This is a genomic window from Haliea sp. (genome assembly GCF_040222615.1).
Taxonomy (GTDB): Bacteria; Pseudomonadota; Gammaproteobacteria; order Pseudomonadales; family Halieaceae; genus Haliea.
Window position 1 is genome coordinate 1 of sequence record NZ_JAVKCQ010000230.1, and the last position, 15,744, is coordinate 15,744.

Sequence of the window (15,744 nt, forward strand, 5' to 3'; positions counted from 1 at the left end):
TGGACTGGCTCCAGCTCAAAGAGGTCGTCCAGTTCAGGAACTGGTCGCCGTTCAGATCCAGGAAACCGTCCTCTGCAGGCAGGGTCAGAGCGTCCGTCGGCAGGTCGACCAACGGCTGGAATATTTCCGCCGCGGAGTAGGTACCGTCGTCCTGCCGCGTACTGACAAAGAAGCCGTCGACACCGTCTACCAGGCGCGGGCTGGCCTTGATCTCCTGCACCGCAAACCGGCCGGCGGTAATATCCGTGTTGGCGACTCCGAAACTGAAGCCCAGGCGCTGGGTTTCCTTGATCGGGTAGCCAAAGTTCATTGAGGCGCCGAGGGTGTCCGTGGTGTAGCGGGCCACGTTGATCTCCGAGAGATCGGTGGAGCGGTAGAAAACGCTGAACCCGCGGCTCACCCCATCCTCAGTGAAATAGGGATTGGTGTAGTTGAAGCTGTACAGATCCTGGTAGCGGGAGGAATTCAGGCCGACACCGATGCGGCGGCCGGTGCCAAGGAAATTGTCCTGCTGCAGGTTGAGGCCAAAGATCAGGCCGGCATCCTGCGCGTAGCCGAAACTGGCACCGATGCTGCCCGAGGATTGTTCCTCGACCGTGAAATCCACATCGATGAGGTCGTCATGCCCCGCCACTTCCGGCGTTTCCACCGTGGCTTTGCTGAAATAGCCGAGGCGCTCAAGCCGGATCCGCGACTGCTCGATGGCCGAGGCCGACGCCGGCGCACTTTCCATCTGCCGCATCTCGCGGCGCAGCACATCATCGGCTGTCTTCTGGTTGCCCTTGAAGCTGATGCGGCGGACGTAGGTGCGTTTGCCCGGGTCGACAAAAAACTTCAGGGCGACGGTATTGTCTTCCTCGTTAATCTCGGGAATTCCGGTGACCTTGGCGAAATTGTAGCCCTCGTTACCCAGCCGGCGGGTCATGAACTCCTCGGTGGACGTCACCAGCTGCTGGGAGAAAGTCTCCCCCTCGGTGACCAGGATAAAACGCTGCAGGTCCGATTCAGGCAGTACCAGGTCGCCCGAGAGATCGACGGTAGTGACCGTGAACTTTTCCCCCTCGGTGACATTGGCGGTAATGTAGACCGACTTCTTGTCCGGGGAGACCGACACCTGGGTGGAGTCGATGGAGAACTGCAGGTAGCCGCGGTCCATGTACCAGGAACTCAGGGTTTCCAGGTCGCCAGTCAGTTTCTCCCGCGAGTATTTATCGTCGTTGGTGAAAAATGAAAACCAGCCCGTGGTTTTCAGCGCAAACAGGTCGGTCAGCTCTTCGTCCTCGAACACCTCATTGCCGACAACGTTGATGTGCTTGATCGCGGCGACCGTACCCTCGTCGACATCAATGTTGACCGACACGCGGTTGCGGGGCTCGGGCAGCACTTCAGTTTCAATACTGGCATCGTAGCGGCCCTGTTGCACATACTGGCGCTGCAGTTCCAGCTGCATGCCCTCCAGGGTAGAGCGCTGAAAGACCTGTCCAACGGCCAAGCCGGCGCCCCGCAGGCCGTCCAGCAAGGCCTCGGTTTCGATTGCCTTGTTGCCCTCGATGTTGATTTCACTGATGCTGGGACGCTCGACCACGATCACCACCAGCACATTGCCATCGCGACCGATGCGGATATCGTCGAAGTTGCCGGTGGCGAACAGGCTGCGGGATGCAGCGCGGATGGCTTCCGCGTTGACCAGGTCGCCGACGGCAAGGGGCATGGCGGCGAACACCGAGCCCGCCGAAATCCGCTGCAAGCCCTCGACCCGGATATCGGCAACGATGAAGGAAGCGTCCTGGGACTGGGCCAGAGACGGGAGAGCCAGCAAAAGCATTGCCAGCACCAGTTGCATGCGTCTTTTCAAAATTTTCCCAACCACCGGATAAGGCCCGACCCCAAGGTCATGAATATGTAAGTACCCGCAAGATTCACCGGGCTAGAGGCGCGCAAAATCGTTATAAAGCGCCAAAGCCATGATCCCGAGGATCATGAACAGGCCCAGCTGATACCCCAACGCCTGTATTTTCTCGGGCACTGGCCGCCCCGCCAGCAACTCCACGGTGTAGTACAAGAGATGCCCCCCATCGAGCACGGGGATGGGGAGCAGGTTCAGCACCCCAAGACTGACGCTGAGCAGGGCGAGAAAACCGATCCAGGATTCCAGACCCGACTTGGCCGAGGCGGACGCCACTTTAGCAATGGTAATGGGGCCACTCAAGTTTTTTGGTGAGATCAGGCCCTGCAACATTTTCTTGATGGAACCGAGCGTAAAGCTGACCAGCTCCCCGGTGCGGGTGACCGAGGCCCCAAGCGACTGCAGGGGACCGCGCTGAAACTGCCGAATCATCTCCGGGGGCATCGCCGGCATGACCACGGCGACGCCGACGCGACCGATCACCGTGCCGTCGACGTCTGCCTCGCCGTCGGGAATGATCGCGGTACTCTGCTGCTCGCCATCGCGCTCCAGTTCCAGCGCTATCCTCTGACCGGGGCGCTCGCGGACATAGTCCACCCAGTCCATCCAACGGGGCATGGGAAGCCCGTCGGCGCTCAGGATGCGGTCGCCAGCCTGCAGGCCGGCGCGTGCAGCGGGGCTATCCGCGACCACTTCGTTGACCACCGGCGGCACCTCCGGGGTATACATGGCAACCCCCAAACCGCCAAACAGATCGGGCTCTTCCTGCTCCGACAACCAGCGTTGCAGCGGGGCCTCAGACTGGTAAAGCATGTCCGAGCCGGGTTCTTTAGCGGTAAACCGGATACTGCCGGTGTCACCGATACGGTCCAGCAAACGAAAGCTCAGGGCCTGCCAGGTCGGGGTCTCCTCGCCGTCCACCGCGACGATTTCCTGACCGGCCTTCAGGCCCGCGGCGTCGGCCACCGATCCTGGCTCGACCGACCCGATCACCGGCGCATAGCCGGATTCACCACCCATGAACAACACCCAGTAGGCCAGGATCGCAAGGGCAAAATTGGCCAGCGGACCAGCCGCCACTACGGCAATGCGCTGGAGCACCGGCTTGCGATTGAAAGCCTGGTCCAGCTCCCCGGCGGGGACATCCCCCTCCCGTTCGTCGAGCATCTTGACATAGCCCCCCAGCGGGATCACGGCGATGCAGTATTCAGTGCCGTGGCGGTCATGCCAGGTGTACAGGGACTTGCCGAAGCCGATCGAAAAACGCAGGACCTTGACCCCGCAGCGGCGCGCCACCCAGAAATGGCCGTACTCATGCACCGCCACCAGCACGCCGAGGGTGATGAGAGTAATACCAATGGTATAGGCCAGATCCATTAACGCTCCAGGGTCTCAACACTGCCGGTCCGGATACGGGCCAGCTGGGCGCCCGCCACCGCGCGGGCCTCGCTGTCCGCTGCTTCGACCACGGCAAGGGAGGTCGGTTCAACCGCGCTCACCTGCTCCAGGGTCGCTTCGATGACCCTCGGGATGTCCGCAAAGCCTATGCTGCCGCCGAGGAAGGCCTCCACCGCCACTTCGTTGGCTGCGTTGCAGACCGCCATGGCTGTGCCCCCGGTCGCCACCGCCTCCCGAGCCAGGCGCAGGCAGGGAAACCGGGCCTCGTCGGGCGCCTCAAAGTGCAGTTTCGACAGGGCCACCAGATCCAGGGAAGCAACCCCGGACTCCAGCCGCCGGGGCCAGCCGAGGCCGTAGGCTATCGGCGTGCGCATATCCGGATTGCCCAGCTGGGCGAGAACCGAACCATCCGTGTACTGTACCATGGAGTGCACGATGCTTTCCGGGTGCACCACGATATCCACCTGTTCCGGCGCCAGGTCGAACAGCCAGCAGGCCTCGATCAGTTCCAGGCCCTTGTTCATCAGGGTGGCGGAATCCACGGAAATCTTCCTGCCCATGGACCAGTTGGGATGGGCACAGGCCTGATCGGGAGTGGCAGCGGCAATGGCCGCCGAAGTCCACTGCCGGAAAGGCCCCCCGGAAGCGGTCAGCAGCACCTTGCTGACCCCCGCCAGGCCCGGCCGACCGGATTTGTCCACCGGCAGGCACTGGAAGATGGCGTTGTGCTCACTGTCTATGGGCAGCAGCAGTGCCCCCGCATCGCGCACCGCCGCCATCAACAGGTGGCCCGCCATGACCAGCGACTCCTTGTTGGCCAGCAATACGCGCTTGCCCGCCCGCGCCGCCGCGAGCGTCGAGGGCAGCCCTGCGGACCCGACCACAGCCGCCATCACTGCATCCACGGACGCATGGGTAGCGATGTGCTGCAGACCCTCGGCCCCCGCCAGCACGCGGGTGTCGCACTCGCCGGCCAGCAGGGACTCCAGCTCACCCGCCGCCTCCGGGTCCATCATCACCGCGTACGCGGGCTGGAAGCGCCGGCACTGCTCGACCATGGTCGCCACCGAGCGATTTGCCGCCAGCGCCCAGGCCCGCAGGGTTTGCGGATGCCGCGCTATCACATCGAGGGTACTCAACCCAATGGAACCGGTGCTGCCCAGCACCGCAACGTTTTGCAACGCACTCACCGCTACCAGCCCGCCAGCAACAAACCGAGGGCAAAAACGGGCGCTGCGCTGCAGAGACTGTCCAGGCGATCCAGCAGGCCTCCGTGCCCGGGCAACAGTGAACCGCTGTCCTTCACCCCGCTTTCGCGCTTGACCATGCTCACCGTGAGATCACCGAGCACCGACGCCAGCGCCGTCAACAGGACCACGACGATCACGGCAGCAAGGCTCACATGGGCCATCCGCGCGGGAATAACCCACCACAGCAACAACGCCAGGGCGACGGCAGCGGCCATGCCACCCCAAAAGCCCTCCCAGGTCTTGGCCGGACTGACCCGCTCCGCCAACTTGTGGCGGCCAAAGTGGGTGCCGGCGAAAAAGGCGCCGATATCCGTTGCAGCCACCACCAGGACCAGCGCGACCATCAACAGGCCGCCGCGGGGAAAGCTCAACAAATAGACCGCGGCGAGCCACGCACTGGCCAGAATCATGAGCCCCATCAGACTGCGCATGACCCGGCTGTGCCAAAGCGCCGCACTCGCAGGGTAGCTCTTTACCCAGAGCAGGGAAAAAGACCACCACAGGCAGGCGACGCCCAGCAGGGGCTGTATCTGCTCACGTCGAGGTTCGTCACCGAGTTCGGCATACACATACAGGGCAGCCAACAGACCGGCCAGAATTGCGGTAAACAGGGTCCGCGCCGCGGTGGACTGCCAGCCTGCCAGTCGCGCCCACTCCCACGCCCCGAGAACCACCACCAGCGCAAAAGCCGCGGCCAGTGCGAACAGCGGCAGCATCATTACCGCAACGAGGAACAGGCCCGCCATGGCCACAGCGGTAATGACACGCTGCCTAAGCATCGGTACCCAGACCTGTAACCAGGCCATCGGGATCCCGCAGGCCAAACCGGCGCTCGCGCCGGCCGTAATCCGCGAGAGCCCGGGCAAACTCCAGTTCACCGAAGTCGGGCCACAGGGTGTTGGTGAAATACAGCTCACTGTAGGCACATTGCCAGAGCATGAAGTTGCTGATGCGGGAATCGCCGCCGGTGCGGATACACAGATCCGGAGCCGGCAGATCGCTGATGGAGATTTCCCGGTTGACCGCCTCCTCGGTGACATCCGCGGGACCCAGCGTACCCGCCTGCACCTGCTCAGCCAGTCTGCGCGCGGCCTGGGCAATATCCCAGCGGCCACCGTAGTCAACCGCAATCACCACCGTGGCCGCGCGGTTATCGAGGGTCAGGTACTCGGCGTTGCTCATCAACCGCTGCAGGCGCTCGCTGAACCGACTGCGCTCGCCAATAAAACGCAGGCGGACGCCGTCCTTGTGCAGCTCACGCACCTCATTGCGCAAATAGCGTGACAACAGCGCCATCAACGCCCGGACCTCGGGCTGGGGCCGGCCCCAGTTCTCGCTGCTGAACGCAAACAGCGTCAACACTTCGACCTTGTGCTGGCGACAGGATCGCAGTACGCCGCGCACCGCCTCCACGCCGGCCCGGTGGCCAGCATGCCCGGCCAGGCCCTGCCGCCGCGCCCAGCGATTGTTGCCGTCCATGATAATGGCGACATGGCGCGGCACCGCAGCGGGGATCGTGGAGCTTGGCGTTTCGGTGGTGGACATACCCTGAGGGGGTTAAATTTCCATGAGGTCGGCTTCTTTGTCCGCCAACATCTTTTCAATCCGTTCCACGTAGCCGTCGGTCAGCTTTTGCACGCCATCCTGGCCGCGGCGCTCATCGTCTTCGCTGATATCCTTTTCCTTCACCAGCTCCTTGAGCATGTTCATCGCGTCGCGACGGGCATTGCGCACCGAGACCCGGGCGGCCTCTGCCTCACTGCGCGCCTGGCGGATGAACCCCTTGCGGGTCTCCTCGGTCAGCGCGGGCATGGGAATCCGGATCACCTCACCAGAGGTGGCGGGGTTCAGGCCCAGGTCCGATTTCATGATGGCGCGCTCGATCTGGGGGATCATGGAGCGGTCCCACGGCGTCAGCGCCAGGGTGCGACCGTCCTCCACGTTGATATTTGCCATCTGGTTGAGCGGCGTCTCGGCGCCGTAGTATTCAACTTTCACTGAATCAAGGATGCTGGGGTGAGCGCGACCGGTACGAATCTTGTTGAAATTGTGCACCAGGGCTTCGACGCTCTTCTCCATCCTCTCTTTGGCTTCACTCTTGACGTCTTCAATCACTTTGTCTATCTCCTTGCGGTAGCTACCCGGGCTACTGGATCAGGGTCCCTTCCTGGCCGCCACGTACAATACTCAGCAACGCCCCGCGATCCTCCATCTTGAACACGCGAACCGGCATCTTGTGGTCGCGGCAGAGACAGATGGCCGTGAGATCCATAACTTCCCGCTTCTTGTCCAGACCCTCGTCGTAACTAAGGCGCTGGTTGCGGACAGCGTCGGCAAACTTCATCGGATCGGCCGAATACACGCCATCCACCTTGGTCGCTTTCAGCACCAGCTCAGCGTCCACCTCGATACCGCGCAGGCAGGCGGAGGAGTCGGTAGTGAAGAACGGGTTACCGGTACCGGCACAGAAAATCACCACATCGCCGTTGCTCAGGGCGCGGATGGCCTTGCGCCGGTCGTAATGGTCAACCACTCCGCTCATGGGAATGGAGGACATGACCTGGGTGGCGATATTGGAGCGCTCAAGGGCATCGCGCAGGGCCAGCGCATTCATTACCGTGGCCAGCATACCCATGTGGTCACCGGTGACCCGGTCCAGACCAGCAGATTGCAGCGCCGCACCGCGAAACAGGTTCCCGCCGCCGACAACCAGCCCCACCTGCACCCCTATCCCCACCAGCTGACCGATCTCCAGCGCGAGCTGGTCGAGTATTTTGGGATCAATACCAAAGCTCTCGCTGCCGGTGAGGGCTTCGCCGCTGAGTTTCAGCAGGATTCGTTTATACTTCTTGTCGCCTGAGGCCTGTGGCATACCTGATCTCTCCCGAACTCCGCGCATATTACAGGACAAAGAGCCAGCTCCCTAGTGCCCCGGGGCAGAAACTGCGCCGGCGGATAGCGCTGCCCACTCGCTGCAGCCATAAAAAACGGGGCCTGGGCCCCGTTGCTGCTTGCCTGGCCGCCCCTCAGCCCTTGAGCTGGGCGGCAACCTCGGCGGCGAAGTCGACCTGCTCCCTGGCAATCCCTTCCCCCACCTCAAAGCGGGCAAACGACAGGACCTCGGCGCCCGCCGTGGCCACCAGCTTGCCAACGGTGACGTCGGGATCCTTGACGAAGGCCTGCTCTACCAGGCTGTTCTCGGCAAGGAACTTCTTGATCCTGCCGCCAATCATTTTCTCAATGATTTCCGCCGGCTTGCCGGAGTCCTGGGCCTGCACGGTGTAGATCTCACGCTCTTTCTCGATCACCTCGGCCGGCATGTCGTTCGGAGACACCACCTGCGGGTTCACGGCCGCAATGTGCATCGCCACGTCCTTGGCCAGGTCCTGGTCGCCGCCTTTCAGCTCCACCAGCACCGCAATGCGGTTGTTGCCGTGGACATACGCGCCCACGACTCCGGCATCGGCCGTCACCAGGTTGATCCGGCGCACGCCGATGTTCTCACCGATTTTCTGGACCAGGGCCTCGCGCGCCGACTCCAGGTCGCCCGCCATCAGGGCCGCGACGTCGGTCTGGCGTCCTTCGAAGGCCGCATCGACGACTTTCCTGACGAAAGCGAGGAAGTTCTCGTCACGGGCCACGAAGTCGGTCTCGCTGTTGACTTCGACCAGCACGCCATAACTGCCGTCTTCGGCAATGCGGGTGGCGACAACGCCATCAGCAGCGGTGCGACCGGCTTTCTTGGCCGCCTTCATGCCGCTGGATTTGCGCAGCTCTTCGATGGCTTTTTCGATGTCGCCATCCGCAGATGCAAGCGCCTTCTTGCACTCGAGCAAGCCGAGACCGGTGCGCTCACGTAATTCCTTGACCAATGCTGCAGACATGGTTATTCCTCCTGCTACGGCCCCGCCTGGGGCGCTGAATCTTTGAACCTGTACCCCCGGACGGAGGCAGGGAAGCCCCGGCGCAGGCCAGACGGCCGCACCGGGGATGGGTGCTTACTCGGCAGCCGCCGCGGGAGCCTCAGCGGCATCCACTTCGACGAACTCATTGCGGACCGCGCTCATGTCACCGGCTTCAGCCTTGCCAGCCAGGCAGGCATCGGCCACTGCGCTGACATAGAGCTTGACTGCGCGAATGGCGTCATCGTTGCCGGGAATGACGTAGTCGACCCCGTCAGGGTTGCTGTTGGTGTCGACAATGCCGATCACCGGGATGCCCAGCTTGTTGGCCTCGGTGATGGCAATGCGCTCGTGGTCAACATCGATCACAAACAGGGCGTCGGGCAGACCGCCCATATCCTTGATCCCGCCGATGCTGCGCTCCAGCTTTTCCATGTCGCGGGTACGCATCAGCGCTTCTTTTTTCGTCAGCTTGGCGAACGTACCGTCAGCCTGCTGCGCTTCCAGCTCGCGCAGACGCTTGATCGAGGCGCGGATGGTCTTGTAGTTGGTGAGCATCCCGCCCAGCCAACGGTGGCTGACGTAGGGCATGCCTGCACGATCGGCCTGCTCCTTGATGATCTTGCCAGCGGCGCGCTTGGTGCCAACGAACAGAATCTTGTTCTTGTTGCCGGCCAGGCGCTTGACCAGGGTCAGCGCTTCATTGAAGGCTGGCACCGTGTGCTCGAGGTTGATGATGTGGATCTTGTTGCGGGCACCAAAGATGTAGCGATCCATCTTCGGATTCCAGTAACGGGTCTGGTGACCAAAGTGTGCGCCTGCCTGCAGCAGGTCGCGCATGCTTACTTGCGACATGATATATACCTTTGTATTGGGTTAATCCTCCACATATCCCAAGCGCCAAACCGACCGGAGCCGGCACCCTGGCGCAGGTGTCGATATGTGTGCGACGTTGGGTTTTTCTTCCCGCGGGGAGCCGCCTGATGACGCCGCCCCGAAAAGAAGGCGCGCTTTATACCACAAACCGGGCAGCCTGAGAAGGCCCGGGGCCGCCCGGTCCGGGAATAGCCGGCACGGTTCCGCCGGCGGCGGGATCGACCGCCCCGCAACGAATGCCGTCGGGGCGATTACTCACAACCCCCGCACATGTTGTAGAATGCGTCTTTTTCCCCCACCACGCGGAGCCGGTTGCGCGCCGGGCGCGATGGCGGCACACCCAGACATGAAAAGGTAACAAATGGCAGTATCCATCAAGACCGAGGCCGAGTTCGAAAAAATGCGGGTCGCGGGCCGTCTCGCCGCCGAGGTGCTGGAGATGATTGAGCCCCTGGTCGAGCCGGGGATCACCACCGGTGAACTCGACCGAATCTGCCACGACCACATCACCCGGGTGCAGCGGGCAATCCCCGCGCCACTGGACTATCACGGCTTTCCGCGCTCCATCTGCACCTCGATCAACGAGGTGGTCTGCCACGGTATTCCATCCGACACCAAGAAGCTGAAGTCCGGCGACATCGTCAATATTGACGTCACCGTCATCAAGGACGGCTACCACGGTGACAGCAGCATCATGGTGGAAGTTGGCGAGGTCGCGGCGCATGCCCAACGCCTGATTCAGGTGACCCGGGAGTGCCTGTACCAGGCCATCGAGCTGGTGCGCCCCGGCGCCACCCTCGGGGATATCGGCGCCGTGATCCAGCAGCACGCGGAAAAGAACTACTACTCGGTGGTGCGGGAATACTGCGGCCACGGTATTGGCCAGATATTCCACGAGGATCCGCAGGTTCTGCACTACGGACGCAAGGGCACAGGGCTGGTCCTGGAGCAGGGCATGACCTTCACCATCGAGCCCATGATCAACGCCGGCCGACGCCACACCAAGCTCAACCAAAAGGACGGCTGGACCGTCACCACCCGCGACGGCCGCCTGTCGGCCCAGTGGGAACACACCCTGGGGGTGACCGCCGATGGCTGCGAGGTTTTCACCCGGCGCAGCAATGAATCCTTCTGATACCACCCCCCCCATGACCGACCGGGATGACAGCCTGCCCCCCGAGCTGTTCGACCCCGATGCCTTTGTTGCCGCGATTTCCCGCGGCGATAGCCTGAAGATCGGCAAACAGGCACTGAAGGCCGCCGCCGACTACCTGCACGGTGAATTCCAGGCCGGGACCCGTGTGGCCCGGCTGCTGCATCTGCGGGCGCAGTTCATGGATGCACTGCTCGGCGCACTCTGGGACAGCCGCGACTGGTCCGGCGTAGAACCGGCCCTGGTCGCCGTGGGCGGCTACGGCCGCGGCGAGCTGCACCCGCATTCGGATATCGACATCCTGGTCCTGCTGGGTGAAAACAGCGAGCGCTGTCACGAGCAGCTGGAACAATTCCTGACCCAGCTCTGGGACCTGGGCCTCAGTATCGGTCACAGCGTGCGCACTGTCAGCGAATGCTGCAGCAAGGCGCGCAAGGACATCACGATACTCACCAACCTGATGGAAACCCGGGTCATTCGCGGTCCCGACAAGCTGATGGAGCAGGTCCGGGAGCTGACCGGACCCGCACACATGTGGCCCAGCGCTGATTTTTTCCGCGCCAAACTGCAGGAACAGCGGGAGCGGCACGCCAAATTTGCCGACACCGAATACAACCTTGAGCCGAACGTAAAAAGCTCTCCCGGCGGGTTGCGCGACCTGCAGATCATTGCCTGGATTGCCGAGCGCCACTTTGGCGTCGACTCCCTGGAGTCCATGGACACCGGCGAATTCCTTACGCCTGACGAGCGCAAGATGCTGCTGCGAGGCAGGGACTTCATGTGGCAGGTTCGCTACGCCCTGCACCTGATTGCCGGCCGCGAGGAAGACCGCCTGCTGTTCGACCACCAGCGTGAACTGGCGGACATGTGGGGGTTCGAGGATGGTGAAAAGCTGGCGGTCGAGCAGTTCATGCAAACCTACTACCGCTGGGCTTTGGCCCTCGGCGAGCTGAACGAGCTGCTGATCCAGAATTTTGACCAGGCCATCCTGCGGGCCGATACGGTGGATGAGGTCAGGATCCTCAACGAGCGTTTCCAGGTCCGCAACGGCTATATCGAGGCTCTGCGCGACGACCTGTTCAGCAACGATCCCGGTGCGCTGCTGGAAGTGTTTGTCCTGGCGGGACGTGAGCCCGGCATTATCGGCGTGGGCACCCCCACCATCCGCCTGATCAGGGAACACCGCCATCTGGTCAACAGTACTTTCCGGGCGGATGCGCGCAACCGGGCCAGCTTCCTGGATATCCTGCGTTCGCCCTACAACATGACCCGGCTATTGCGCAGCATGACCCGCTACGGGATTCTGGGTAATTACCTGCCGGAGTTTGGACGCATCGTCGGCCAGATGCAGCACGACCTGTTCCACACCTACACGGTGGATGCCCATACCCTGGAAGTGATCCAGTACATGCGGCGCTTCCAGAAACCCGAGTTCGACGAACGTTTTCCCGTTACCAGCCGGGTCGCCCGCCGACTGCCGAAAATCGAACTGCTGTACGTTGCCGGGCTCTACCATGACATCGGCAAGGGCCGGGGCGGCGACCACTCGGAACTGGGCTCGGTAGACGCCGAGCGTTTCTGCCAGGAGCATGGGCTGAGCGACCGAGATACCGAACTGGTTGTATGGCTGGTGCGCAACCACCTCACCATGTCGGCCGTGTCCCAGCGCAAGGACATCTCCGATCCGGACGTGATCCAGCAGTTTGCCCATCACGTTGGCGACCTGGACCGGCTGGACTATCTGTTCACTCTCACCGTGGCGGATATCAATGGCACCAACCCGACCCTCTGGAATGCCTGGCGCGGCAGCCTGCTGCGCCAGCTCTACACCGGCACTCGCCGGGCCCTGCGCCGGGGCCTGGAGAACCCGGTGGACAAGCAGGTCTGGATCGAGCAGACGCGCAAGACCGCGGCGGACATGCTGGAGTACCGCGGTTTCACCGTAGAGGAACTGCAGGATCTCTGGCGCCAACAGGGCGAGGACTATTTCCTGCGGGAAAAGCCCGAGGATATCGCCTGGCATACGGAAGCCATCGCCGGGCACTACGAACGGGACCAGCCGCTGGTGCTGATTCGCAACAGCTCGGATTCCAGCGTGGCCAACACGACGCAGATCTTTATCCACGCCCGCAGCCACGCCCAGCTGTTCTCGCGGGCCTGCGCCGAGCTGGAGCAGCTGGAACTCAGCGTCCACGATGCACGGATCTACAATGCCCGCGACGGCATGAGCCTGGACACCTTCTACGTGCTGAACTCGGACGGCAGCTCTATCGCCGACGACAGCGCCCGCCTCCGCCATATCAAAGACCATCTGAGCCGCGCCCTGGCTTCCAACCTGGACCGGGCACCCAATGTCATGCGACTCACCCCGCGCCAGATCAAGTCCTTCTCCGTGCCCACTGAAACCAGCATGTCGATCGACGAGATCAAGAACGTCAGCGTGCTCGAGGTCTCCTCCCGTGACCGCCCCGGTCTGCTGGCCCGCATTGGGCGGATCTTTGTCGAGCATGGCGTAGACCTGCAGGCCGCCAAGATCCAGACCCTGGGTGAGCGGGTTGAGGACGTCTTTTTCATTACCGACTCACAGCAGCAGCCGCTGACCGATCCGGCGCTGCGCGAGGCTATCCAGCGCGCCATTCGCGAGCAGCTGGACGACCAGGTAGAGGATGCCTGAACAACCATGAATGCGCTGCTGGACAAGCTTCAACCCTACCCCTTCGAAAAGTTGCGGGCGCTGTTCGCGGACCTGCAACCGCCGGCGGACAAGGCTCATATCCCCCTGTCCATTGGCGAACCGCGACATCCTTCACCGGGGTTTGTACTGGACACCCTGGCTGCCCACCTGCCGCTGCTGGCGAATTACCCGGCCACCCGCGGTGAGGACAGCCTGCGGGAGACCATCGCCGGCTGGCTGCAGCGCCGCTTCAAGCTCGCCGCAGTGGACCCGCATACGCAGGTGTTGCCGGTCAACGGCACCCGCGAGGCGCTGTTCGCCTTTGCCCAGGCAGTGGTGAGCGGCGGCCCCGATGCCATGGTGCTCAGCCCCAACCCCTTCTACCAGATCTACGAGGGGGCCGCCCTGCTGGCGGGCGCCGAGCCCGGCTTCGTTAACGCCACCGCCGCCACCGGCCACCTGCCCGACTTCGCCAGCGTGCCCGAGGCCTGGTGGCGACGCTGCCAGCTGCTGTACATCTGTAGCCCGGGCAATCCCAGCGGTGCGGTAATGCCCCTGACGCAGCTGCAGGCACTGGTGGAACTGGCTGATTAATACGATTTCATCATTGCCTGCGACGAGTGCTACTCGGAAATCTACTGCGACGAAGCCGCGCCGCCACCGGGATTGTTGCAGGCCTGCACCGGCATGGGCAACGACAGCTACCGGCGCTGCGTCGTCTTCCACAGCCTGAGCAAGCGCTCCAACCTGCCCGGGCTGCGCTCGGGCTTTGTCGCCGGGGATGCGAAGGTGCTGGCCGACTTCCTCAAGTACCGCACCTACCACGGCTGCGCCATGCCGCTGCACCACCAGCACGCCAGCAGCGCCGCCTGGAGCGACGAAGCGCATGTCAGGGTCAACCGCCAGCGCTACCGGGAGAAGTTCGACGCAGTGCTCGCCATCCTCGCCGGGCACGTGGAGGTGAAGCGCCCGGATGCCGGCTTCTACCTGTGGCCCGAGACCCCGGGCAGCGACACCGAGTTCGCCCGCCAGCTTTATGCCCGGCAACATGTCACCGTCGTCCCCGGCAGCTACCTGGCCCGGGATACGGACGCAGGCAACCCCGGTGCCAACCGGGTGCGCATGGCCCTGGTGGCATCGCAGGAAGACTGCGTGCAGGCCGCCGAGCGCATTGTACGGCTGCTGGAGACCCTGTAGACGCATGCTGAGCAAGCCGGAGCGCGTGGCGTACATCCTGCAGCGCCTGCAGGCACTGTACCCGGAGACTCCCATTCCCCTGGACCACCGGGATCCGTTCACGCTGCTGATCGCCGTCCTGCTCAGCGCCCAGTGCACCGACGAGCGGGTAAACCAGGTCACACCCGCGCTGTTCGCACTGGCCGACACTCCCGCGGCCATGGCCCAGCTGGAGGTGGAACAGATCCGCGAGATCATCCGCCCCTGTGGCCTGTCACCGCAGAAATCCCGCGCCATCAAGCGCCTCAGCGAAATACTCATGGGGGAACACGGCGGCGAAGTGCCGGCGGACATGGAGGCCCTGGAGCGCCTGCCCGGGGTTGGCCACAAGACGGCTAGCGTGGTCATGTCCCAGGCCTTCGGTGTGCCCGCTTTTCCGGTAGATACCCACATTCACCGCCTGGCCCAGCGCTGGGGGCTCAGCAGCGGCAAGAGCGTGGTCCAGACCGAGCGCGACCTGAAGCGTCTGTTCCCGCGGGAGTACTGGAACCGACTGCACCTGCAGATCATCTACTACGGCCGCGAGTTCTGCAGCGCGCGAGGCTGCGATGGCCGGGTCTGCGAGATCTGTACGACCTGCTACCCGGAGCGCAAGCACCCGAAACGAACGCGCAAGGCCTGAGAACGCCCCTGTCCGCTTGGTGGGTCGCTTCGTTCGCTTGGCGGCCTGGCGTCCGCTGCGTCGCGTCGTGGGTCGCTTCGTTCGTGTGGCTTCGTTCGCTTGGCGGCCTGGCGGCCGCTGCGTCGCTCCGGGAGGCGGGGACTCCGCTACTCCATTGCGGGCGCATGCGGCGCGCGTTCCTGCGGTGATCTTGCGCTGCCGTCTGGCCGCGCACGGGGTGAGCCGGGAAGGCATTGGGCATGGCGCCTGTGGGGTTGGCGCGCGCCTGTTCCCGCTTTAGAGGCTGCAGATTCGCAGCCACTAAGGCGATCAGGTGGGCGCACCGACGCCCTCCAAGTCCGTAGCGAAGCCCCCACCCCCCGCATCAACGCGGAGCACCTTGAATACCCGCTCGGGGCTTCGCCTGAGGGGAAAGCCGGCCAAGTGCCGGGACCCCGGGACGACGGGGATCAGAGCGCCGGAACATTGGCGTATCGGCGTATCGGCGTATCGGGCTTCGGGCTTCGGGCTTCGGGCTTCGGGCTTCGGGCTTCGGGCTTCGGGCTTCGGAGCCAGAATCTCGTACCAGCAGCCGTCCTCACCAGTAACAAAGTCCCTTCGCCAGAACCTCCCACCCGCGTTGATCCCGGGCGGGAATGGCCTTTTTCGGACTCGGAGGGCGTCGGTGCGACCACCTTCCCGGCTTAGTGGCTGCCAGTCCGCAGCCCTGCAAGTGGGAACAGGCCAT

The 15,744-nt window shown here is 63.4% G+C and carries 12 protein-coding genes and 1 pseudogene; 4 read left to right on the plus strand and 9 right to left on the minus strand.

Features of this window, described 5'->3' with window-relative positions; all coding sequences use genetic code 11:
- The 9 genes from bamA to rpsB form a co-directional block, all read right to left on the minus strand.
- Positions 1-1,825 (minus strand): outer membrane protein assembly factor BamA (gene bamA, locus RJQ10_RS18125; RefSeq protein WP_350148792.1); only part of this gene is annotated, 1,825 nt, incomplete at its 3' end.
- Positions 1,826-1,927: 102 nt separating this feature from the next.
- On the minus strand, positions 1,928-3,283 hold the full coding sequence (gene rseP, locus RJQ10_RS18130) for an RIP metalloprotease RseP (RefSeq protein WP_350148793.1): 1,356 nt from the start codon (positions 3,281-3,283) through the stop codon (positions 1,928-1,930).
- Positions 3,283-4,494, minus strand: coding sequence for a 1-deoxy-D-xylulose-5-phosphate reductoisomerase (gene ispC / locus RJQ10_RS18135; RefSeq protein WP_350148794.1), 1,212 nt, complete (start codon positions 4,492-4,494; stop codon positions 3,283-3,285). Before ispC ends, rseP begins: the two co-directional genes overlap by 1 nt.
- Positions 4,495-4,496: 2 nt before the next feature.
- Entirely contained in the window at positions 4,497-5,333 is an 837-nt protein-coding gene (locus RJQ10_RS18140; protein ID WP_350148795.1) for a phosphatidate cytidylyltransferase, read from the minus strand.
- Entirely contained in the window at positions 5,326-6,099 is a 774-nt protein-coding gene (gene uppS / locus RJQ10_RS18145; RefSeq protein ID WP_350148796.1) for a polyprenyl diphosphate synthase, read from the minus strand. Before uppS ends, RJQ10_RS18140 begins: the two co-directional genes overlap by 8 nt.
- A 12-nt stretch (positions 6,100-6,111) precedes the next feature.
- Positions 6,112-6,669 (minus strand): ribosome recycling factor, encoded by a 558-nt coding sequence (gene frr, locus RJQ10_RS18150; RefSeq protein ID WP_350148797.1) that lies wholly within the window; start codon positions 6,667-6,669, stop codon positions 6,112-6,114.
- A 31-nt stretch (positions 6,670-6,700) separates the two neighbouring features.
- Positions 6,701-7,426: a UMP kinase gene (gene pyrH / locus RJQ10_RS18155; RefSeq protein WP_350148798.1), complete on the minus strand. Its 726-nt coding sequence runs from the start codon at positions 7,424-7,426 to the stop codon at positions 6,701-6,703.
- A gap of 154 nt (positions 7,427-7,580) precedes the next feature.
- Positions 7,581-8,438, minus strand: coding sequence for a translation elongation factor Ts (gene tsf, locus RJQ10_RS18160; RefSeq protein ID WP_350148799.1), 858 nt, complete (start codon positions 8,436-8,438; stop codon positions 7,581-7,583).
- Between the two features lie 114 nt (positions 8,439-8,552).
- Entirely contained in the window at positions 8,553-9,311 is a 759-nt protein-coding gene (gene rpsB, locus RJQ10_RS18165; RefSeq protein WP_350148800.1) for a 30S ribosomal protein S2, read from the minus strand.
- A 382-nt stretch (positions 9,312-9,693) separates the two neighbouring features.
- On the opposite strand from rpsB, the gene map reads away from it, so the two are divergent.
- The 4 genes and pseudogenes from map (at position 9,694) to nth (ending at position 15,017) form a co-directional block, all read left to right on the plus strand.
- Entirely contained in the window at positions 9,694-10,467 is a 774-nt protein-coding gene (gene map / locus RJQ10_RS18170) for a type I methionyl aminopeptidase (protein ID WP_350148801.1), read from the plus strand.
- Positions 10,454-13,159, plus strand: coding sequence for a [protein-PII] uridylyltransferase (gene glnD, locus RJQ10_RS18175; RefSeq protein ID WP_350148802.1), 2,706 nt, complete (start codon positions 10,454-10,456; stop codon positions 13,157-13,159). The genes map and glnD overlap by 14 nt, the downstream gene beginning before the upstream one ends.
- A gap of 6 nt (positions 13,160-13,165) precedes the next feature.
- Positions 13,166-14,356 (plus strand): annotated as a pseudogene (gene dapC, locus RJQ10_RS18180) (succinyldiaminopimelate transaminase).
- 4 nt (positions 14,357-14,360) lie between these two features.
- Positions 14,361-15,017, plus strand: coding sequence for an endonuclease III (gene nth / locus RJQ10_RS18185; RefSeq protein WP_350148803.1), 657 nt, complete (start codon positions 14,361-14,363; stop codon positions 15,015-15,017).
- Positions 15,018-15,744 lie beyond the last annotated feature (727 nt).